Source organism: Nitrospira sp., from assembly GCA_029194535.1.
GTDB lineage: Bacteria > Nitrospirota > Nitrospiria > Nitrospirales > Nitrospiraceae > Nitrospira_C.
This window is the reverse complement of sequence record JARFXR010000001.1, coordinates 463,644-478,974: the sequence shown is the minus strand read 5'-3', so window position 1 is coordinate 478,974 and position 15,331 is coordinate 463,644. Positions and strand designations below refer to the sequence as shown.

The 15,331-nt window shown below is 60.0% G+C and carries 12 protein-coding genes; 1 reads left to right on the top strand and 11 read right to left on the bottom strand.

Going from position 1 to position 15,331, the window contains the following annotated elements; genetic code table 11:
* Window positions 1–28 precede the first annotated feature (28 nt).
* Window positions 29–1,219, top strand: a complete 1,191-nt coding sequence (locus tag P0111_02235; protein ID MDF0642824.1) for a glycine C-acetyltransferase — start codon at window positions 29–31, stop codon at window positions 1,217–1,219.
* A gap of 24 nt (window positions 1,220–1,243) precedes the next feature.
* Here the strand turns inward: P0111_02235 and P0111_02230 are convergent, their stop codons facing one another.
* The 11 genes from P0111_02230 to P0111_02180 form a co-directional block, all read right to left on the bottom strand.
* Window positions 1,244–2,212 (bottom strand): VacJ family lipoprotein, encoded by a 969-nt coding sequence (locus P0111_02230; GenBank protein ID MDF0642823.1) that lies wholly within the window; start codon window positions 2,210–2,212, stop codon window positions 1,244–1,246.
* A gap of 142 nt (window positions 2,213–2,354) precedes the next feature.
* Window positions 2,355–3,119, bottom strand: a complete 765-nt coding sequence (locus P0111_02225) for an alpha/beta hydrolase (protein MDF0642822.1) — start codon at window positions 3,117–3,119, stop codon at window positions 2,355–2,357.
* 38 nt (window positions 3,120–3,157) lie between these two features.
* Window positions 3,158–3,799: an outer membrane beta-barrel protein gene (locus P0111_02220; protein ID MDF0642821.1), complete on the bottom strand. Its 642-nt coding sequence runs from the start codon at window positions 3,797–3,799 to the stop codon at window positions 3,158–3,160.
* Between the two features lie 115 nt (window positions 3,800–3,914).
* On the bottom strand, window positions 3,915–4,244 hold the full coding sequence (locus P0111_02215) for a TRL-like family protein (protein MDF0642820.1): 330 nt from the start codon (window positions 4,242–4,244) through the stop codon (window positions 3,915–3,917).
* 159 nt (window positions 4,245–4,403) lie between these two features.
* On the bottom strand, window positions 4,404–6,314 hold the full coding sequence (locus P0111_02210) for a DUF4105 domain-containing protein (protein MDF0642819.1): 1,911 nt from the start codon (window positions 6,312–6,314) through the stop codon (window positions 4,404–4,406).
* A gap of 61 nt (window positions 6,315–6,375) precedes the next feature.
* The gene (locus tag P0111_02205; protein ID MDF0642818.1) at window positions 6,376–6,894 is read right to left on the bottom strand and encodes a DUF3015 family protein; all 519 of its coding nucleotides are present in this window, start codon (window positions 6,892–6,894) and stop codon (window positions 6,376–6,378) included.
* Complete coding sequence (locus P0111_02200) at window positions 6,891–7,499, bottom strand: metallophosphoesterase family protein (GenBank protein MDF0642817.1); 609 nt, start codon at window positions 7,497–7,499, stop codon at window positions 6,891–6,893. Before P0111_02200 ends, P0111_02205 begins: the two co-directional genes overlap by 4 nt.
* Window positions 7,500–7,508: 9 nt before the next feature.
* The gene (locus P0111_02195; GenBank protein MDF0642816.1) at window positions 7,509–8,630 is read right to left on the bottom strand and encodes a M48 family metallopeptidase; all 1,122 of its coding nucleotides are present in this window, start codon (window positions 8,628–8,630) and stop codon (window positions 7,509–7,511) included.
* Between the two features lie 39 nt (window positions 8,631–8,669).
* Window positions 8,670–9,353 carry a TIGR00266 family protein gene (locus tag P0111_02190; protein ID MDF0642815.1) on the bottom strand — a complete coding sequence of 228 codons (684 nt, stop codon included), beginning with the start codon at window positions 9,351–9,353 and terminating at the stop codon, window positions 8,670–8,672.
* Window positions 9,354–9,434: 81 nt separating this feature from the next.
* Window positions 9,435–10,916: an amidohydrolase family protein gene (locus P0111_02185; protein MDF0642814.1), complete on the bottom strand. Its 1,482-nt coding sequence runs from the start codon at window positions 10,914–10,916 to the stop codon at window positions 9,435–9,437.
* Window positions 10,917–11,061: 145 nt separating this feature from the next.
* The gene (locus tag P0111_02180; protein ID MDF0642813.1) at window positions 11,062–14,973 is read right to left on the bottom strand and encodes a hypothetical protein; all 3,912 of its coding nucleotides are present in this window, start codon (window positions 14,971–14,973) and stop codon (window positions 11,062–11,064) included.
* Window positions 14,974–15,331: the final 358 nt, after the last annotated feature.

The window sequence follows — 15,331 nt, the reverse complement described above, 5'->3', positions numbered from 1 at the left end:
CCGGCCGAGTCAGGTCCGTCGTCCCGTCATGGCCTATTCCTCTTTCAAAGATGTTCTCGACCGTGCGCTCGCGGAGATCCGTTCGCGCGGCACACACAAGTCCGAACGACTGCTCCTGAGTCCTCAAGGACCCGAGATTCTCGTCGCCCAGGGTCGGGTGCTGAACCTGTGTGCCAACAACTATCTCGGTCTCGCCAACCACCCGCAGATCATCGCAGCGGCGGCGGACGGACTTCAAACGCATGGATACGGATTGGCATCCGTCCGGTTCATCTGTGGAACCCAGGACCTCCACAAGCGGCTCGAGCGCGCCGTCAGCGCGTTTCTCGGCACCGACGACACCATCCTCTACGGATCCTGCTTCGACGCGAACGGAGGACTGTTCGAGGCGCTCCTGGATGAGCGCGACGCCGTCATCAGCGACGCCTTGAACCACGCGAGCCTCATCGACGGCATCAGGCTCTGCAAGGCCACACGGCTGCGGTACGCCCATTCCGACATGGAGGAACTCGAGTCACGGCTCGTGCAGGCTCAAGGCTGCCGCATGCGACTGATCGCCACCGACGGAGTGTTCTCCATGGATGGAGACTTGGCCAAGCTCGATCGCATCGTCGATCTCGCCGAGCGATATGATGCGGCCGTGGTCGTCGACGACAGTCACGCGACCGGCGTCGTGGGTCGCCAAGGAAAGGGAACGCCCGATCATTTCGGAGTGGCGGATCGCATTGAGATCGTGACGGGCACCCTGGGGAAGGCGCTCGGAGGCGCGGCGGGCGGATTCACGTCGGGCAAGGCCGAGATCGTGGAGCTGCTTCGTCAGCGATCGCGGCCATATCTGTTTTCCAATACATTGCCGCCGGCCGTCACGGCCGGCGCCCTGCGCGCGCTTGAACTCGTCGTGGCCGGCGACGACTTGCGCGCCGCGTTGCGCCATCACGCCGCGTTCTTTCGCGCCAGGATCGGCTCGCTGGGATTCCGGCTGATACCGGGCGACCATCCGATCATTCCGGTCATGGTCGGCGATGCCGCACTGGCCACAGCCCTCGCCGAGGGGTTGTTGGCGCAAGGAGTCTACGTGGTCGGCTTCAGCTATCCGGTCGTGCCGGAAGGCCAGGCCCGCATTCGCGTGCAAATGTCGGCCGCCCACACGACCGGGCAGTTGGAAACCGCCGTTCAAGCGTTTGCCAAGGTCGGACGGCAGTTGCAGGTGATTCCATAATCTGACCCGCCAGAAGCAGACCCTCTATTCCCTGATCTGCCTGGCGCGCTGCTGCAGGTAGGCATTCCGCACCGCGGTATAGAGATCGAACGTCGCTTCCTCCACTCCTTGAAACTTCTGAAGATTCCGGGAACGGTCGTTGACGATCTCCCCCACGCGCGCGCCGATTTGCACGACCGTGCTGGTATTGCGGTTGGCATGGGAGATGACGGAAGGCACACCGTCCACCTCGATGATCGGCGCGAACATCCAGTTGATGGGATTGAGGAAGATATCCCCGACATAGCCTATGAGATCTCTCACGGTATAGGGAGCCAGGAAGGGAATGATGAGGTACGGACCCGGTTTGACTCCGTAGAACCCGAGGGTCTGCCCCAGGTCTTCCTCCGGCGTCACGAGATTGACGTCCTGTGCCAGATCAAAAAAACCCCCGATACCGACCGTACTGTTCAGGATGAAGCGACCGACTTCGATGCTCGCGCCCTTCACCTTCCCTTGAAAGATGTTGTTGAGAAAACGGGGAACGAAGCGAAGATTGTAGAAGATATTGCCGACACCGATCTGAACCAGATCGGGAACAATAAAGTCGTACCCCTGGGCTACCGGTTTCAGCACATACTTGTCCATTTGACGGTTGAATTCAAAAATCTTGGTGTTGAGCGGCTCCCAGGGGTCGTACTCCTCTCCCGCGGCCTCGTCCGGCTTCGCAAACGGATCAAAGATCTCTTCAGCGGCTTCAGCGGGCTCTGGGTCACGGGGCGGTGGCGGCGAGGACGCGTCGGCGGCGAGGACGCGTCGCGAGCCGTCGGAGGCGGAGCCGTCTGCACCGCTCGACATGAGATCCGGCGACGTTGCGAGGCTCGCGGCATTCCAGACGCCGCCGTCACCGGTCAGCGGGCGAGTCGCAGTGCCTTCCAGTTCTGCACAGCCTGAAGCGACGATCAGCACGAGCCCGAGGACACAAGACGCACGCCCAGTGAGCACGAAATTCACCGGCCTCCTCGATGATCTGTTCGAGTGATTCGACCGGGCCCGTGAAGGGGGTCCGGACCATCGGCGGTTCGCACTCTATCAAAAGTCTCGCTGCTCGCCAATTACTTCTTGTATCCTGCCCCGGCGATCGAACATCGAACCGTCAAGCACGGACCGCGGCCAAGGCGAATTCGGTGAAACGGTTGAAATATACGCTCCCGCCGATCACGTAGGTATCGTTATGGCCGGCGCCGGCAATGACGTAGAGCGATTTTGGCGGCAGCGAGCCATCGAAGACTTGCCGGCCCAAGACCAGCGGAATGATGTCGTCCTGATCGCCGTGGATGATTAGCTTCGGCAACGACAAGGCGGGTAACCGGTCGATCAGGCGAAATTCAGCCCCCAGGAGCCAGTGAAGCGGAAGACCGCCGTAATGAGACTTGGCGACCGCCTCGATCGAGGGAAACGATGATTCCAGCACCAGGCCGGCGGCCGGTTTCTGAGCGGCGAGGTCGCCCGCCACCGCGGCGCCGAGTGACCGGCCGAACACAATCAGCCGCTCGGGGCGGATCATCCTCGTTCTGACCAGGTAGTCATAGGCGCCGACCGCGTCCAGATACAACCCCGCCTCGGACGGACGGCCTTGGCTGCGGCCATAGCCCCGATAGTCGAACAGAAAGACCGAGAACGACGACTTGAACAGCCGAACCAGATTGTCGAGGCGGTTGATCACGTTTCCGGCGTTGCCGTGGCACCAGAGGATCACCGGACGGTCCGCGGCCGCTTCTACGTACCACCCGAAGAGCTTGGTCCCGTCTGCCGAAGAAAACCAAACATCTTCCAACGGCAAACCGCTTCGCAGCGTCCAATCCTGGTCGTCCCATGCATCGGGGTGAAACACGAAGAATCGATCAAGCATGCCGCTCATCGGACTCCTATACCGTCAAGGCACCGCCTGATCCACGACTAGAAGCGCAGGCCGATTCCGGCCGCCGCATACTGGGAGCGATAGTCCAGAGCCAGCGCCTGCCAGTGATAGTTGGCCGACAAGTATTTGTATTCCCCGAAGATGAAGATCCGCTTCGTCACATTGCTCTGCAGTCCCCCGAAGACCTGATAGCCGAATGCCGCCGAACTCTCGAAATCCTGATCTGAACGGCCGGGAATATTGGCACTGCTGAGCACACCCTGCGAGAGCCCTCCGCCGACCCCGACGTAGGGAATGACGGGCAGCCCGGGATATCGAAGGATGAGATTCGCCATGGAGTTGAACACCCACAGATTGGTACGCCCCACCGTCCCCGCCCCCGGCCCGGTCGTGAGCGGAACAGAGAGGTTGCTGCTGTTGCCCATGGACTCAAGTTCAATGCCGAGAAATCCCTTTCCAATGACCGGGAACACCGCCACCTTCAGACCTGCCCCCGCTCCATTTCCCACACTGGTGCCGGGAGCAGGACCGGAAAGCACAAATGCATCGCGATTGTAGGGCCAGCTCCCCATGGCATAGAGGCTCAGGTAGACGTCCGTACGTGTTTCCGATTCCGCCCGTACGGTGAATGGAACGCCCAAAAGAGTCAGGAGGCCGAACGCCCAGATGGACAGTGCCATAACAGACGTCGGAGGTAGGGGCGGCCGCGAGACGGCCATCTCGGCAGCTCAGAAAAAGGAAGGGGCCCTTAGGAGAACTCTCCCAAAGGCCCCGACTCCGAATCAATCGGTCAAATCAGCTACCCTTCACGATCGTGCAGTAGTCGGCCACGATTCCGAGGATGTTCTTGGCCGTGTGGTCGACGTGCGAGACTGTGGTGATTCCTCCGGCTGCCTTGGCGGCCGTCAAGCTGGCATCACCGGTCGCGACCCATCCGAGAATGGTCTGGGCGCAGGCCTTTCCTTCCTTCGTGGCTGCCGTGGCCGTGGTCGCCATGAAGCCGTACTTGACTTCGGTGAAGATGATGCCGGTCACCGGCGACGCAACCGGCATGCAACCGGCCAAGCTCAGACCGAATGCCGTGACGAACGCGGCGGACAAGAGTACATATGCCTTCTTCTTCATGGGTCCTCCTTTGAAAAGGAAAAGTTGAGTAATGTGTGACGCCCCGAGGAAACCTCGTCGTGGAAATCACCGAAGGCGAGTATATTCGGTGTTGTCTCCGGTGTCAATTTTTCGAGACTCGGGGTGGCCCGCATCCCGACCTCCCTGCGGTCATGCCACTCAGAAAAATCCCTGAACCGAGAAGACCACGTCGTTATCCTGATCGCGATGGCGATATTCCAGGCGTAACGCCGCATTCTGAGACAGCGTGACCCGTTGCCCGACGAACCACCGCACGTCATCGGATTTGTCGCCCAGCGGGTATTTGAAATAGCTTCCTGAAGCCAGTATCTTCCAACGCTCGGTCAGATCCGCCAGAAACCCCGCCGTTCCACCTCCTCCAGCCCGATACCGATCCTCATATGCCACACTGTAGTCGGCTTCGACTTCCGCAAACGCAAAAAACACTTCCCGGCGGAGCCACTTGGACTCCAGGGCCCCTCCGACGCCTCCGCCGAGCACCCCGTTGCTGCAGAGTTGACACCCGTTGAACTTGATCGTGTTCATCCCAAGGTCGAACTTCCACGAAGGCGAATGAAAGACCGAATCGATCGGCGACAGCGAGACAATGTTCGCGAGCGTGACGCGCTCGATCCTTGCCTGATCGGCCCGGTTGTAATAACGGGCGGTGACCGACGCCAGCTCGATTTGCGCATCCGGAGTGTAACCCGGCTCCGGATCGAGCAAATCATGGTACCCCGCTCGCACGGCCAATTCCTCGAATGTGTCATTGTTGCGCCACCCGCCTCCGAGGGAGGCTCGAGAGGTCTTGTGGCCCAGCTCAGGCTGAGTGGCGAAGGGCGTGACGGGGAACTCCGGCGACGGAATGCGTAATCGGCTCCTGGCAGCCAAGACCTCCCGGTTTCGTTCTTTCACTTCGGGAAGAGGTTTGTCCGTCGTATCCATGCGATAGCGGAGATAGTCGGACGCGAGGTCGAGGAGGAACGCCTGTTGAGCGGCCGGGAGGCGTGCGAAGGCGGGATCGGTCACGGCGCTCGGATCGCCCGCGATGTGTTGCGCCAAGGCACGCTGGTCGGGCGAAAGCGACTCGCGTTTTCGCCTCACCACGTTGCTCCGCGAGGGCCGATACGTCACGCTGGTGACCCGACCGGGATCGACGGCAATCAACCGCACGGTATCGGCCGGAACCGTCCAAAGATAGAAGGAATCGGTCAGATGTAAGGACGGGTCAGCATACTCCATGAGCCACAAGAGCTGGTAGGAACAGTTTTCCTTCAAGAAGAAGTAATCGAAATAGGCATTGCCCATTTCCCACGCGTGCTCGAGCAGTCGACGGACCTGCCGCTCCGAGAAATTGAGGCGATATTCCCATATGTCGCGATTCTCGATATCCCGATACTCCCGTACCTTCAGATAGTAGGGCGGCGTCATGTAGTAGCCCTTGAACCCTCCGAACAGACCTTTGATGGGATACATCCATCCGGCGTCTCGTGGCACCTCGGCTGCATAGTTGATGGTATAGGCCAGAATTCTGGTTTGATCCGTCTGACCCCTCTGATCCACACGGAGAAAGGTGTGACCGAAAGACGAGGCGGGATTGTTGACGAACGAGGAGGCGAAAATGAGGGTGATGGATTGAGGGTTGAGTTCCGCGAGCCATTCTTCGAAACGGGTGCAGGTTTCAGGCGGCAGGCGCGCGGCGTCGAAGGCCAGCTTCTCCTTCAACCACTGATACCGGGCGATGAACGCACACTGCGCCGGCTGTTTCGACCGCCCCACGGCGTCCGCCGAGAAGAAACGGCGCAAGGTCGCCTCCAACTCGGCCTGCGGATCGGTTTTCCCGCCATCGGAAAGGAAGAATCCCGGGTCATCCTGCTCGCTGGTGAATCCACCGAAGAGCCTCGGTCTGTAGTGCAGAAGGAGATGCCATTCACGTTCCTCGAAGAGTTTCGCCGAGCGCGCCTGTGCGATAAGCTCGTCGATGTACGATAGATCTGATCGTTCCGTCGCAGCGATCGACCATGGCGAAAATGCGAGGAGAAGAGAGAGGGTCAGAGTGCAGCGAGACACTCGCGATGACAGGCGGGGCGGCCGCCCGGTAGCGGGCGGCCCGCAGCACCGAGCGATGTCGTTACTCGGACGCGACGGTGGTCGATGCCGGATACGATACGACGACGTCATTCAGAGCTTTTACCATGGCCACGGGAGAGGCTTCACCAGCATTCACAAGTGAGACATAACGTTCCTGTGTCATGGCGAAGAATTCGGGCTGCTTGCCCTCGGACACGCCCATCAAAGTCGCCATGGACGCGAGATGCTCGCCTCCTCCACGGGCCATGTCGTCCATCACATTCGCGTAGTTGATTTCGAGGAAGAGCCCGGCTTTCTGACTGTCCCAAATCGTTCCGTCATTGCTGCAGCCTGACGTACCGGAGGTGATCGCGAACGTATAGCTCCCGGTGACATTGGTGGACGCCATGAACAACTGGGGCGCGATCTGCTTCTTGCCCTTCCAATCCTCCCACAGCTGCCTTCCTAAACCGCATCCCGGACCGGTGTCGGGATTGGTAACGGCGGAATGCGCCATGGATGTCGGCCAGAAACTGGTGCTCACGAGAAGTGCGATCATACCGTTGAACAGATGGTTCACCGCTTGCCTCCTTTTGCTTTTATGCGACCAGCTCGGGCGGAATGTCCAACCGCGCAGTTGGACGACGGTCGAGTTCGATCGGACGATGCGCTCTGTCCGTCGGCGGGGCACAACCGCTCCGCCCGATCGGGCAACGGGATATGCACGGCCTGTCGATCATCGTCTTGGATCAAGAGCAGGCCGAGAGAGCGCGGCAAACTGAATCGTCTCGGCCCCGCCGACCCTGGATTGAACAACAAGAGGCGGCCGATCCACTCGATGCGCGGCTTGTGCGAGTGTCCAAAGATACAAATATCCGGCTGCGTGCGATCCAAGAAAAGCTGTGCGTCCCGCCGTATCTTTCCGCCCTCATAGACGATGTGCCGCACGGCGATCCGGTATCCGGCAAGCTCGATCACCGTTTCCGCCGGAAACCGTCCGGCCTGTCCGCTGTCCACGTTGCCCGATACCGCGATTATCGGCGCAATCCGCTGCAGCTGCTCGATCACGGCAACATCCCCGATATCGCCCGCATGAATGATGCGATCGACTCCCAGGAAATGTCTTCCAAGAGCCGGATCGAAAAGGCCATGGGTGTCGGCCACGACGCCCAATCGAACATCCATGCTGGCTCCTTATCGAGGGCTCTGCAGTGAGCCCTGCACGTGTTTCCAATCGAACGTAAAGGATTCGCCGGACAGCTTCGGCAAAGCTTTCGCCTCCTCCTTCAATCGCTCGACGCGTGCCGCGCTGATCGGATGCGTCGACAGTATGGCGATGGGCTCATGCTCTTGTTCAGCCATGCGCTCGAAGAACCGCACAAGACCGTTGGAATCGATCCTAGCCCGGTTGAGCAGTCGCAGGCCTGCCACATCCGCTTCGGTCTCCTGGGCACGGCCGAATTTGAGCGTGAGCAGCTCCCCGCCGATCTGTTTCGTCAGGCCGATCAGACCCTGCTGGTCGCCCAGAACGATCGACAACACGGTCATCAACCCGACCTGCTTCACGATCCGCTCCAATCCGTGGCGCTGAAGGACATGACTGAGTTCATGGCTTAGGACACCGGCAACCTCCTCCCCGGTCTCCGCTTTCTGAAGGAGGCCCGTGAACACCACCACGTAGCCGCCCGGCAACGCGAACGCGTTGACCACATCACTTCTGACGACAGTCACCTCGAAGCGGTACGGATCATCGGGGATCTGATCCGTCAAGCGACGGGTCATTTCCTGAACCGCGTCAACGGCCGGTCCCTCCTTGACCACAGTGTGGCGCGCGAGGAAATCGCGATAGGCCGCCTCACCGAGTTGCCGCTCCCACTCCACGGGGATACGATCGACCGCCACGTTCACCGCGAGATCGGAGCCGAACCAAAGGACCGATCCAAGGGACAGGACCAGCGCGATCGCGGCAACCCAGGAGATCCGCCGCGTTCGTCGGTTCTGCCGGACCATGGAAGCCGCCGCTTCCAGTTCTCCGGTCACGATGTTCGGCGCCGTCTCCCGGAACGCTCGAATCAGCGCATGGTCCTTTAGATAAAGCGTTCGCCTCCCTTGTTCCTCGCTCCATCTCACAACGAGTTGATCATGGTCCAGCCCGCCGGCTGACACGGACAGGTTGCTAAAGGGAACGACGTCCCCGTCCGGTCGTAGCGGCTGACCGTCAAATCGAAGCGTGATGCCGGAGGGAACGATTTCCACATGGCAGGGCAACCCGGTAGCGGGAAAATCGGCGCCGAAACAAAGAGCATTGGCATCCATAGGGATACGGAGGGATAGAGGGATTCCATTACCCCTTCGTCATTCAGAGACCGGGATAAACTGTCTGATCCAATGGCCGAACCCTCCCGGGTTTCGGCTTTGGATATAGACGACACCGGGGCCCTGGAATCGGCAGACGAACCCTTCTCCCGACGTGAAACTCGCGACCCACCCGGCGGCCGCCCGCTCGACATGGTAGGAAGTCGTCGCAGACCACGCGACCAGGTGGCTGTTGTCGACGATGTACTCCTGATCGGGCTTGAGATCGATTCGGTGAATCGCTCCGAAGCTGTTCAGAATCAGCGTCCCCTTGCCGCTGAGCTTAAGGATAAAGAACCCCTCGCCGCCAAGCAGGCCACGGCTGAGACTTTGCGTCTGACTGTCGATCTTCACCGTTTCTGCACCTGCGAGAAATCCGTCTTTCTGCACAAGATATTCATTGAGGCCGTCGAGCTCCATTACCACGATTTCACCCGGCACCGTGGGCGCCAGCAGGACTTCGCCCGGTCCTCGACTGGCCCGCAGCGTCTGGAAGAAGAACTTTTCGCCCGTCAGAAACTTGCGCGAGAGCGCCCCCAGGAATCCTCCCTCCATCTTGCTTTCGACGTCGATCGTGGGAGAGGAGGCCACCATTGCCCCGGATTCGGCCTTAACGGTTTCGCCAGTCGACAATTCAATACGGACCATCGGAAATGCCCCAGGATACAGAATCTCGCTTTTCATCTGTGCGCCTCTCTGTGCTCCCTGCACCGTTTGACGGGGCGACCGACCGGTAAGGACGTCGCCACGACCTCGCTCGTTCCGCTATCCCGCAACCCAGCCGTACAGCCTGTGGCTGGGCTCGGGGCCTTCCTCAAGGTAACTCATCCTCATCCGTCCCAGATAATCGCGAGGGACGTCGCGCCGGGTCGCCGTCACGTCGACGTCGAACACCCGCGCCGCATTCAATCCGAAGATCTTAGCTTTCACATCGCGGGTCAGAGGCTGATACCGATGCCGTTCGACGAATTCGTCGGGGATCTGAAATCGCCGGAACGCTTCGATCTGCCACTGAGGCGATCCGTACCAGATCGAATCCGTTCCCCACAGAACATGCTCGACTCCAAATGCCTCGATGATTTGTCCGATAAGATGCGCACACATCCCCGGCTGGGCCGTCACCAGCTGTGCGAAGGTCGATCCGAGTTCCATGTATATATTGGTCAACCCCGGCTCGCGTTTCTTCATTCTGCAAAATTCCGTCGTCCACAGAATCTCGCCCGATTGGGCGAAGACGTCGTCGATCCCCTCCACCGTCTTGAAACCAGAGTGGTAAACCAAGAAGGTGATGTCGGGAAAATCTTTGGCCGCTCTGATGAGATCCTTCGGATGGTTGTACTCCGGCACGGGACCGAGAGGCAGGCCTTTATGGACGCAGACCCGCTTGACACTCAGCTTCCGCGCCTGCTCGAGCATCGGATACGACACCGTCTCATCGTCCATCCACCACCCCCGGTCGAACCCCTTCGGACAGGATCCCGTGTAACACTTCCAGGCCTCGACGCCCAACGTTTCGGCCTGCATGGCCATGAAATCGAGGTCGGCCGAGCCCAATTGTGGAGTGGCCAGTCCATGGGCAAGCATCCGGCGCGATCCGGCCAGCCTGTTGATTTCGTCGCGGATATGCGCCATTTCCTTCGGAGGAACGACCGCGGCTTGGGGGTAGGGACCAGGAGGCGTGCTGATCAACCCGATCGATGTCTCACTGTCCAGAAATACTTCCTTCACAAAGTTCTGCCACGACAGGTCATCCATCGTTCCTCGATCTCCGGCCAAGGCGGGATTGACGCCGGCTTCCCGGATTCGCCGCCTCAGGGCGATCAATGCCTGTTTGGACACCGCGCCTTTCCGTCTGCGCTCCGCGTCCGTCGGATCGTAATCCGCGCTCACATAGTGAGTCTGCACGTCGAAGATGAAGTATGGATCGCCCTGCTGCTCAGCAAAGGCGGACGGCTCAAACAACTCCACCTCCCCGATTTCGAAGAAACGACCGAAGATTCCGTTCATTGTCAGCAAGGCGGCGGCGAGGCCGCCCGTGCTTCGGAGGAACTCCCGCCTCGATATGCCGAGGCGCCCGGCCGCCCGGTCGGCCAGATGCGCGGCCCGATATTCGACGCGACCTTGTTGGAGAGTCTGAGGAACGGGGATGAATTCCCCATTGGAAACGTTGCGGGTCGGGATCGGTGTGACGGACAGCGATCCCCTGCTGAACGGGCCGGATCCGCCGGTGCGCTGAGGCGGCATCATGTTCCTCATAAGCCGGGTGATTCTCAGATTCTGTGGAATACCGAGCGGGGTGTCAAGCAGACCGGAGCCGGTAGGGCGTAGTACGAGAGATTCCCGCAGATCTGAGCGATCGGCTCGGGAGTGGACCAAAGGTGGATAGGGGGTGTTACTTGGAAGCGCGCTTGGACTCGATCGCGCCGGATTGGAGAGATGCAATCGCGACAACCACGTCCTGTCCGGGATCCCCGCCTTGATCCCGTCCGTCTCGGCCGACGCTATAGAGCAGGCGCTTCTCCTGGTTGATCAACATGGGGAATCCGGTGAACGGGTCATAGTAGGCTTGCCCAGCCTTGGCAAGACGCGTAAGTACATCTCCTTCCTGGGGTCCACGACGAACCCAGATTTGCAAGCTGGCCAGTCGCAATTGCGCATCGGCTTCGACCATTCGTCCCACATACGGGTCCCAGGCGGGTAAGGGGTCCATGCCGATGACGTGCTCGAGGGGATTGGCCCAGTAGTCGATGACGCTCATGGCGGAGGTCCTGACAAACTGCGACCGTTTCGGAAGATTGACGTACCGCCCCTCTGCGACGGCCTTGTTGGCTGCTTCGTAGTATTCAGCGTAAGCGTTTGCGCGCCGTTGCACAGGCAATGGCATGGCGGCCGCCATCGACACGTAGAACGACTGTGCTTCTGTCCGGTATTTCTTCAGGTCGGTCGCGACGTTTCGTGTGGCCCAGGCAAACTGGCTCTGCATCGGCCATCGTACGGACAGTTCCAGTTGATCAAGCGGGCGCACGATCTTGGACAGGCGATTGATCACCGTCGCATCCGCATCGGAACGGGTCAAGACCGACGAAGCCAACCTCACATCATCTTGCACCGCGGCAACGGCCAGCATTTTCATCATGAGTGTCTTGGATTGCCCGAGCACTGCTCGCCACGACTCCATGTCTTTCTCCAGTCTCGTCACCCCTGAAACCAGATCCTGATTGAAGCCCTCCATGAGATACAATCGGTGGGTCAGGAGCAGATGTGCGCAATTCGGACTGAGCATCTGTCCGAATCCCCAATCATCAAAGGGCATTCCCAAGTACTGCTGATATCTGGAGAGCGATGTCGTTTCTTTGGCCAGAAGGGATCGGAGCGTGTCCGACCCCGCTTTCGCTTGCGCGATAGGCTCGGCGTGCTTGAACCAGCCGTCTACGATGCCGGACGCCGAACCCGTACCGGATGCCGGAGTCTTGATCTCGTGCTCCGACATACACCCTTGAGGTTGGGAGATGTCTTGCTCATCAGGCTTACGTTCATATCCAACCTTTAACGGATCGCCGCCTGATGGAGCGTCGAATCCCAGCAGCAGAAGGTAGCCATTACTCTTCGGATCGGTAATCGTCCGCTGCGGACCCGAGGTGAGAGCCTGATAACCCGGTGTCGGGATTTCTTCCATCGCGATCCACGAGACTGCAAGTAGTCCCACGCCGAGCGCGAGCACGACCAGGCTGAGAAACGCCAGACTGACACACAACAAAGCGAATGCCCTGGTCGTTGAAAAGCAGGAGCCGAGGAGGGACGTGACGGCAAAACGCAACCGCGCCAAGCGGGCAGACCATCGGAGGGCAGACCTCGGTGGTGGCGTACGTTCCGTCGTCTGAATGGCCCGACCTTGACCGCTCCCTCCAAAGAGCGCGTCGACGGCGGCCGCAACCGATGAGCGATTCGGCCCTTCGAACGATCCCAACGATTCGGACCGGAGAAGCGGCGTCGGAGGTGCCGGCGCCTCGGCTTGTTCAAGCACGATCGCATCACTCGCTTGTACCCATTCCGGCCTCGTATCCCGAGGTGCCGGGGCGGGTTCTTCCACGGCAGGTCCCGGAAGCACGGTTGCGACTGTTTCTTCCGCTCCACTCGTTCCCCACCCCTGCGACAACTGGGAGACCGATTCGATCGGTACGTCCGCGCTTGCCCCGGGTCTCGGAGGTTCGTGCATATCGACCGATTGAGCTTCCCCTTTCTTCATTTCGATGGTCGGACGGTAATGTTGCACCGCGACCTCCCCGGTGCTCCATCGAGCGTCTGTTTCGCTCGAGGAAGTCGCGGTCTCTGTCGCGACACCTGCGCCGGCAACGTCCGGCAAGGTGTCCTTCACGAGTGGTTCCGGGACAGGAACCGGCTCCGTGAGAGCGGCGGGAACGGTTTCCGTGTCCGTGGCAAGCCGGAACTCGGGAGAAGGCATCTGCAGAACGGCATCGTATTGGGATGGTTCCAGCGGAACGCTGCCCGCTGCCTGGTTTTCCACGGTCAGGCCCATCGGATCGCCAATCGCAGGGGAGGAGGCGACGAAGTCCGTGCCCGGCAATTCCAGAATCCGAGGCATCTCGACCGGACTAGGCTCCTGAAGTTCTGAACTCGATTGGAGGCTCGTAGCCTGAGCCGCGAGGGGCTCCGGAACCTCGCTTTGACATCGGGGATCACTCGACGACGGCGTGAAGGGCGTGGACGGTGCGATTGAGAATTTGAGCGCCAGCGAGGGCACAGGGGGTTCGACTTCTTGAACAGCGGCCGGTGGCGTTGACGGGGGCTCAGAACTCTCGACCAGCCTGTCCACCGACGCAAGCGGGATGTCCGACTGAGCCACCACCGTCGATTCTGGTGCTTTTGGCATGTCCGGAGTACCGGTGGCCGTCGTGCCGACTGCAATCTTCCAGGCGGAGTCGAAGATCGCGTTCCAGGAAAAGGACACGGATGACGCAGGAGGCGCAGAGGACTGGGATTCACCTGTGGATTCGGCTAGTTGAATGATCGGCTCGGCTCCGATCACGTCTCGTTGATGGGTAGAGACAGGATACTCACTGCATGCGGCAGGAGAGAGCGAAATGGATGAAGACTCCATGGATAGGGCTGGAGACGAGGTCGGCTCGGACTCGGGAATCACCGACTGGTCGGAGGACAACTCCGACACGACCGGTGGCGCCGCGACGACTGGAGTCTCCGGTTCGACAATCAAAAGACCCGGATCTGCCACATGTTCCCAAGGCATCCGAGACGGCAACGTCGCCGACTCGGTCAGGGGCTCCTCGGCCGAATTGCCCGAATGTGCGGAATCGGAAACGGACTCCGATATCAAGAGACTCGGCCGAACGGATGCGAGGGTCGGCTCATTGTGCGTGGAGACCCAGTCCGGTAGCTCTTCAGGCAACCGGTCCAACGGGGTTTGTGATTCCACCACGACAGCATCGCCTCCGGACTTCAAGTCGGAATCGGAAGAAGCGTCCGCGGACAGAGTCGGAACCGCGGGAGGCGCTGGTTCTTCCTTGGTGATAGATACATCCATCGCACCTATGGGAGGCACGGAGGCTGGGGCTGCCGGATGATCCTCCTCGTCCAAATGTTCCCAGGGCATGACCTCCATCACGGGATTCGCCCAGTTCAAGGACGTCGCAGCATCAACGCGCGAAGGGTCCTCTCCGTCGCGCGGCGGCTCGCTTTCACGAGGCGGCCGTCGAAATTCGCCCGTCTGGATATCAAACGAAGAGGCGAACTGAAACGCGACGGGACTGGCGGGGGCCAGCTCTCTGATTCTTCCATAGAGCTGAGAGGGTTTCTGAGGGTGGTCGGGATCGGGATCTTCCAACAAAATTTCGACGGCTTTCCCCAGTTCGGCAACGGCCGCCATCGCGTCCCCTTTTTCCTCGTACACATGAGCCAGGAGTTCGAGAAAGGGTATGCACCGAGGGCCCGCCGCGAGATACTCGCGCAGAAGAGATTCGGCCAGCCAGTAATCCTGCCTCCCGATCGCCTCGTTCGCCAATGATTCAAACGCTTCCCTCGCCGTCACGAGGCTGCCCAATCGAAGGTGCAGCGTGGCAAAGAGCCGGCGAGCCTCCATGTTTTGGGGATCGAGCGCCAGGAGTTCCTTGAGCGAGGCGGACGACCGGCCGTACTTGCCGGCGTTCATGTGGGTGATGGCTGCTTCGAGGAGAGCGCTCTTCTTGCTGTACCCTACGACGCCCTGCTTAGCCCCTTTGGCGGCAGGTTTCTTGTCGGGTTTGTGGGATACGCGTTTGTCGGTCCGCACGTTTCAACCTTAGCAGATGATGACTTGCACGCGGTGGTTCAGTTGCTTGCTCGAGCCTCTGCTCGATCGCGTGATTCGAATACGCTCGTGCGGAGTGTGGAACCGGACTGGCTTGTGCAATCCTGATGCCATTGTGGTGCAGATGTCCGCAAGGTTCAGCCTTTAATTCCAGCCGGTTAGCCCGTTCCTGTTCTCTCGGTTTCTAATTTTGCTTCCAAAAATGCACATCTCAGTCGAGAATGATCGGAGAGCATCAGGGTAAGGGCGGAGTCCACATCCCCTTGCAAGGCTTCTCTCAGAAACAGGTCCCGGAGAGGACACAGGTCCCTGAAGGTTGTGTCACGAGAACGCTTGTGGT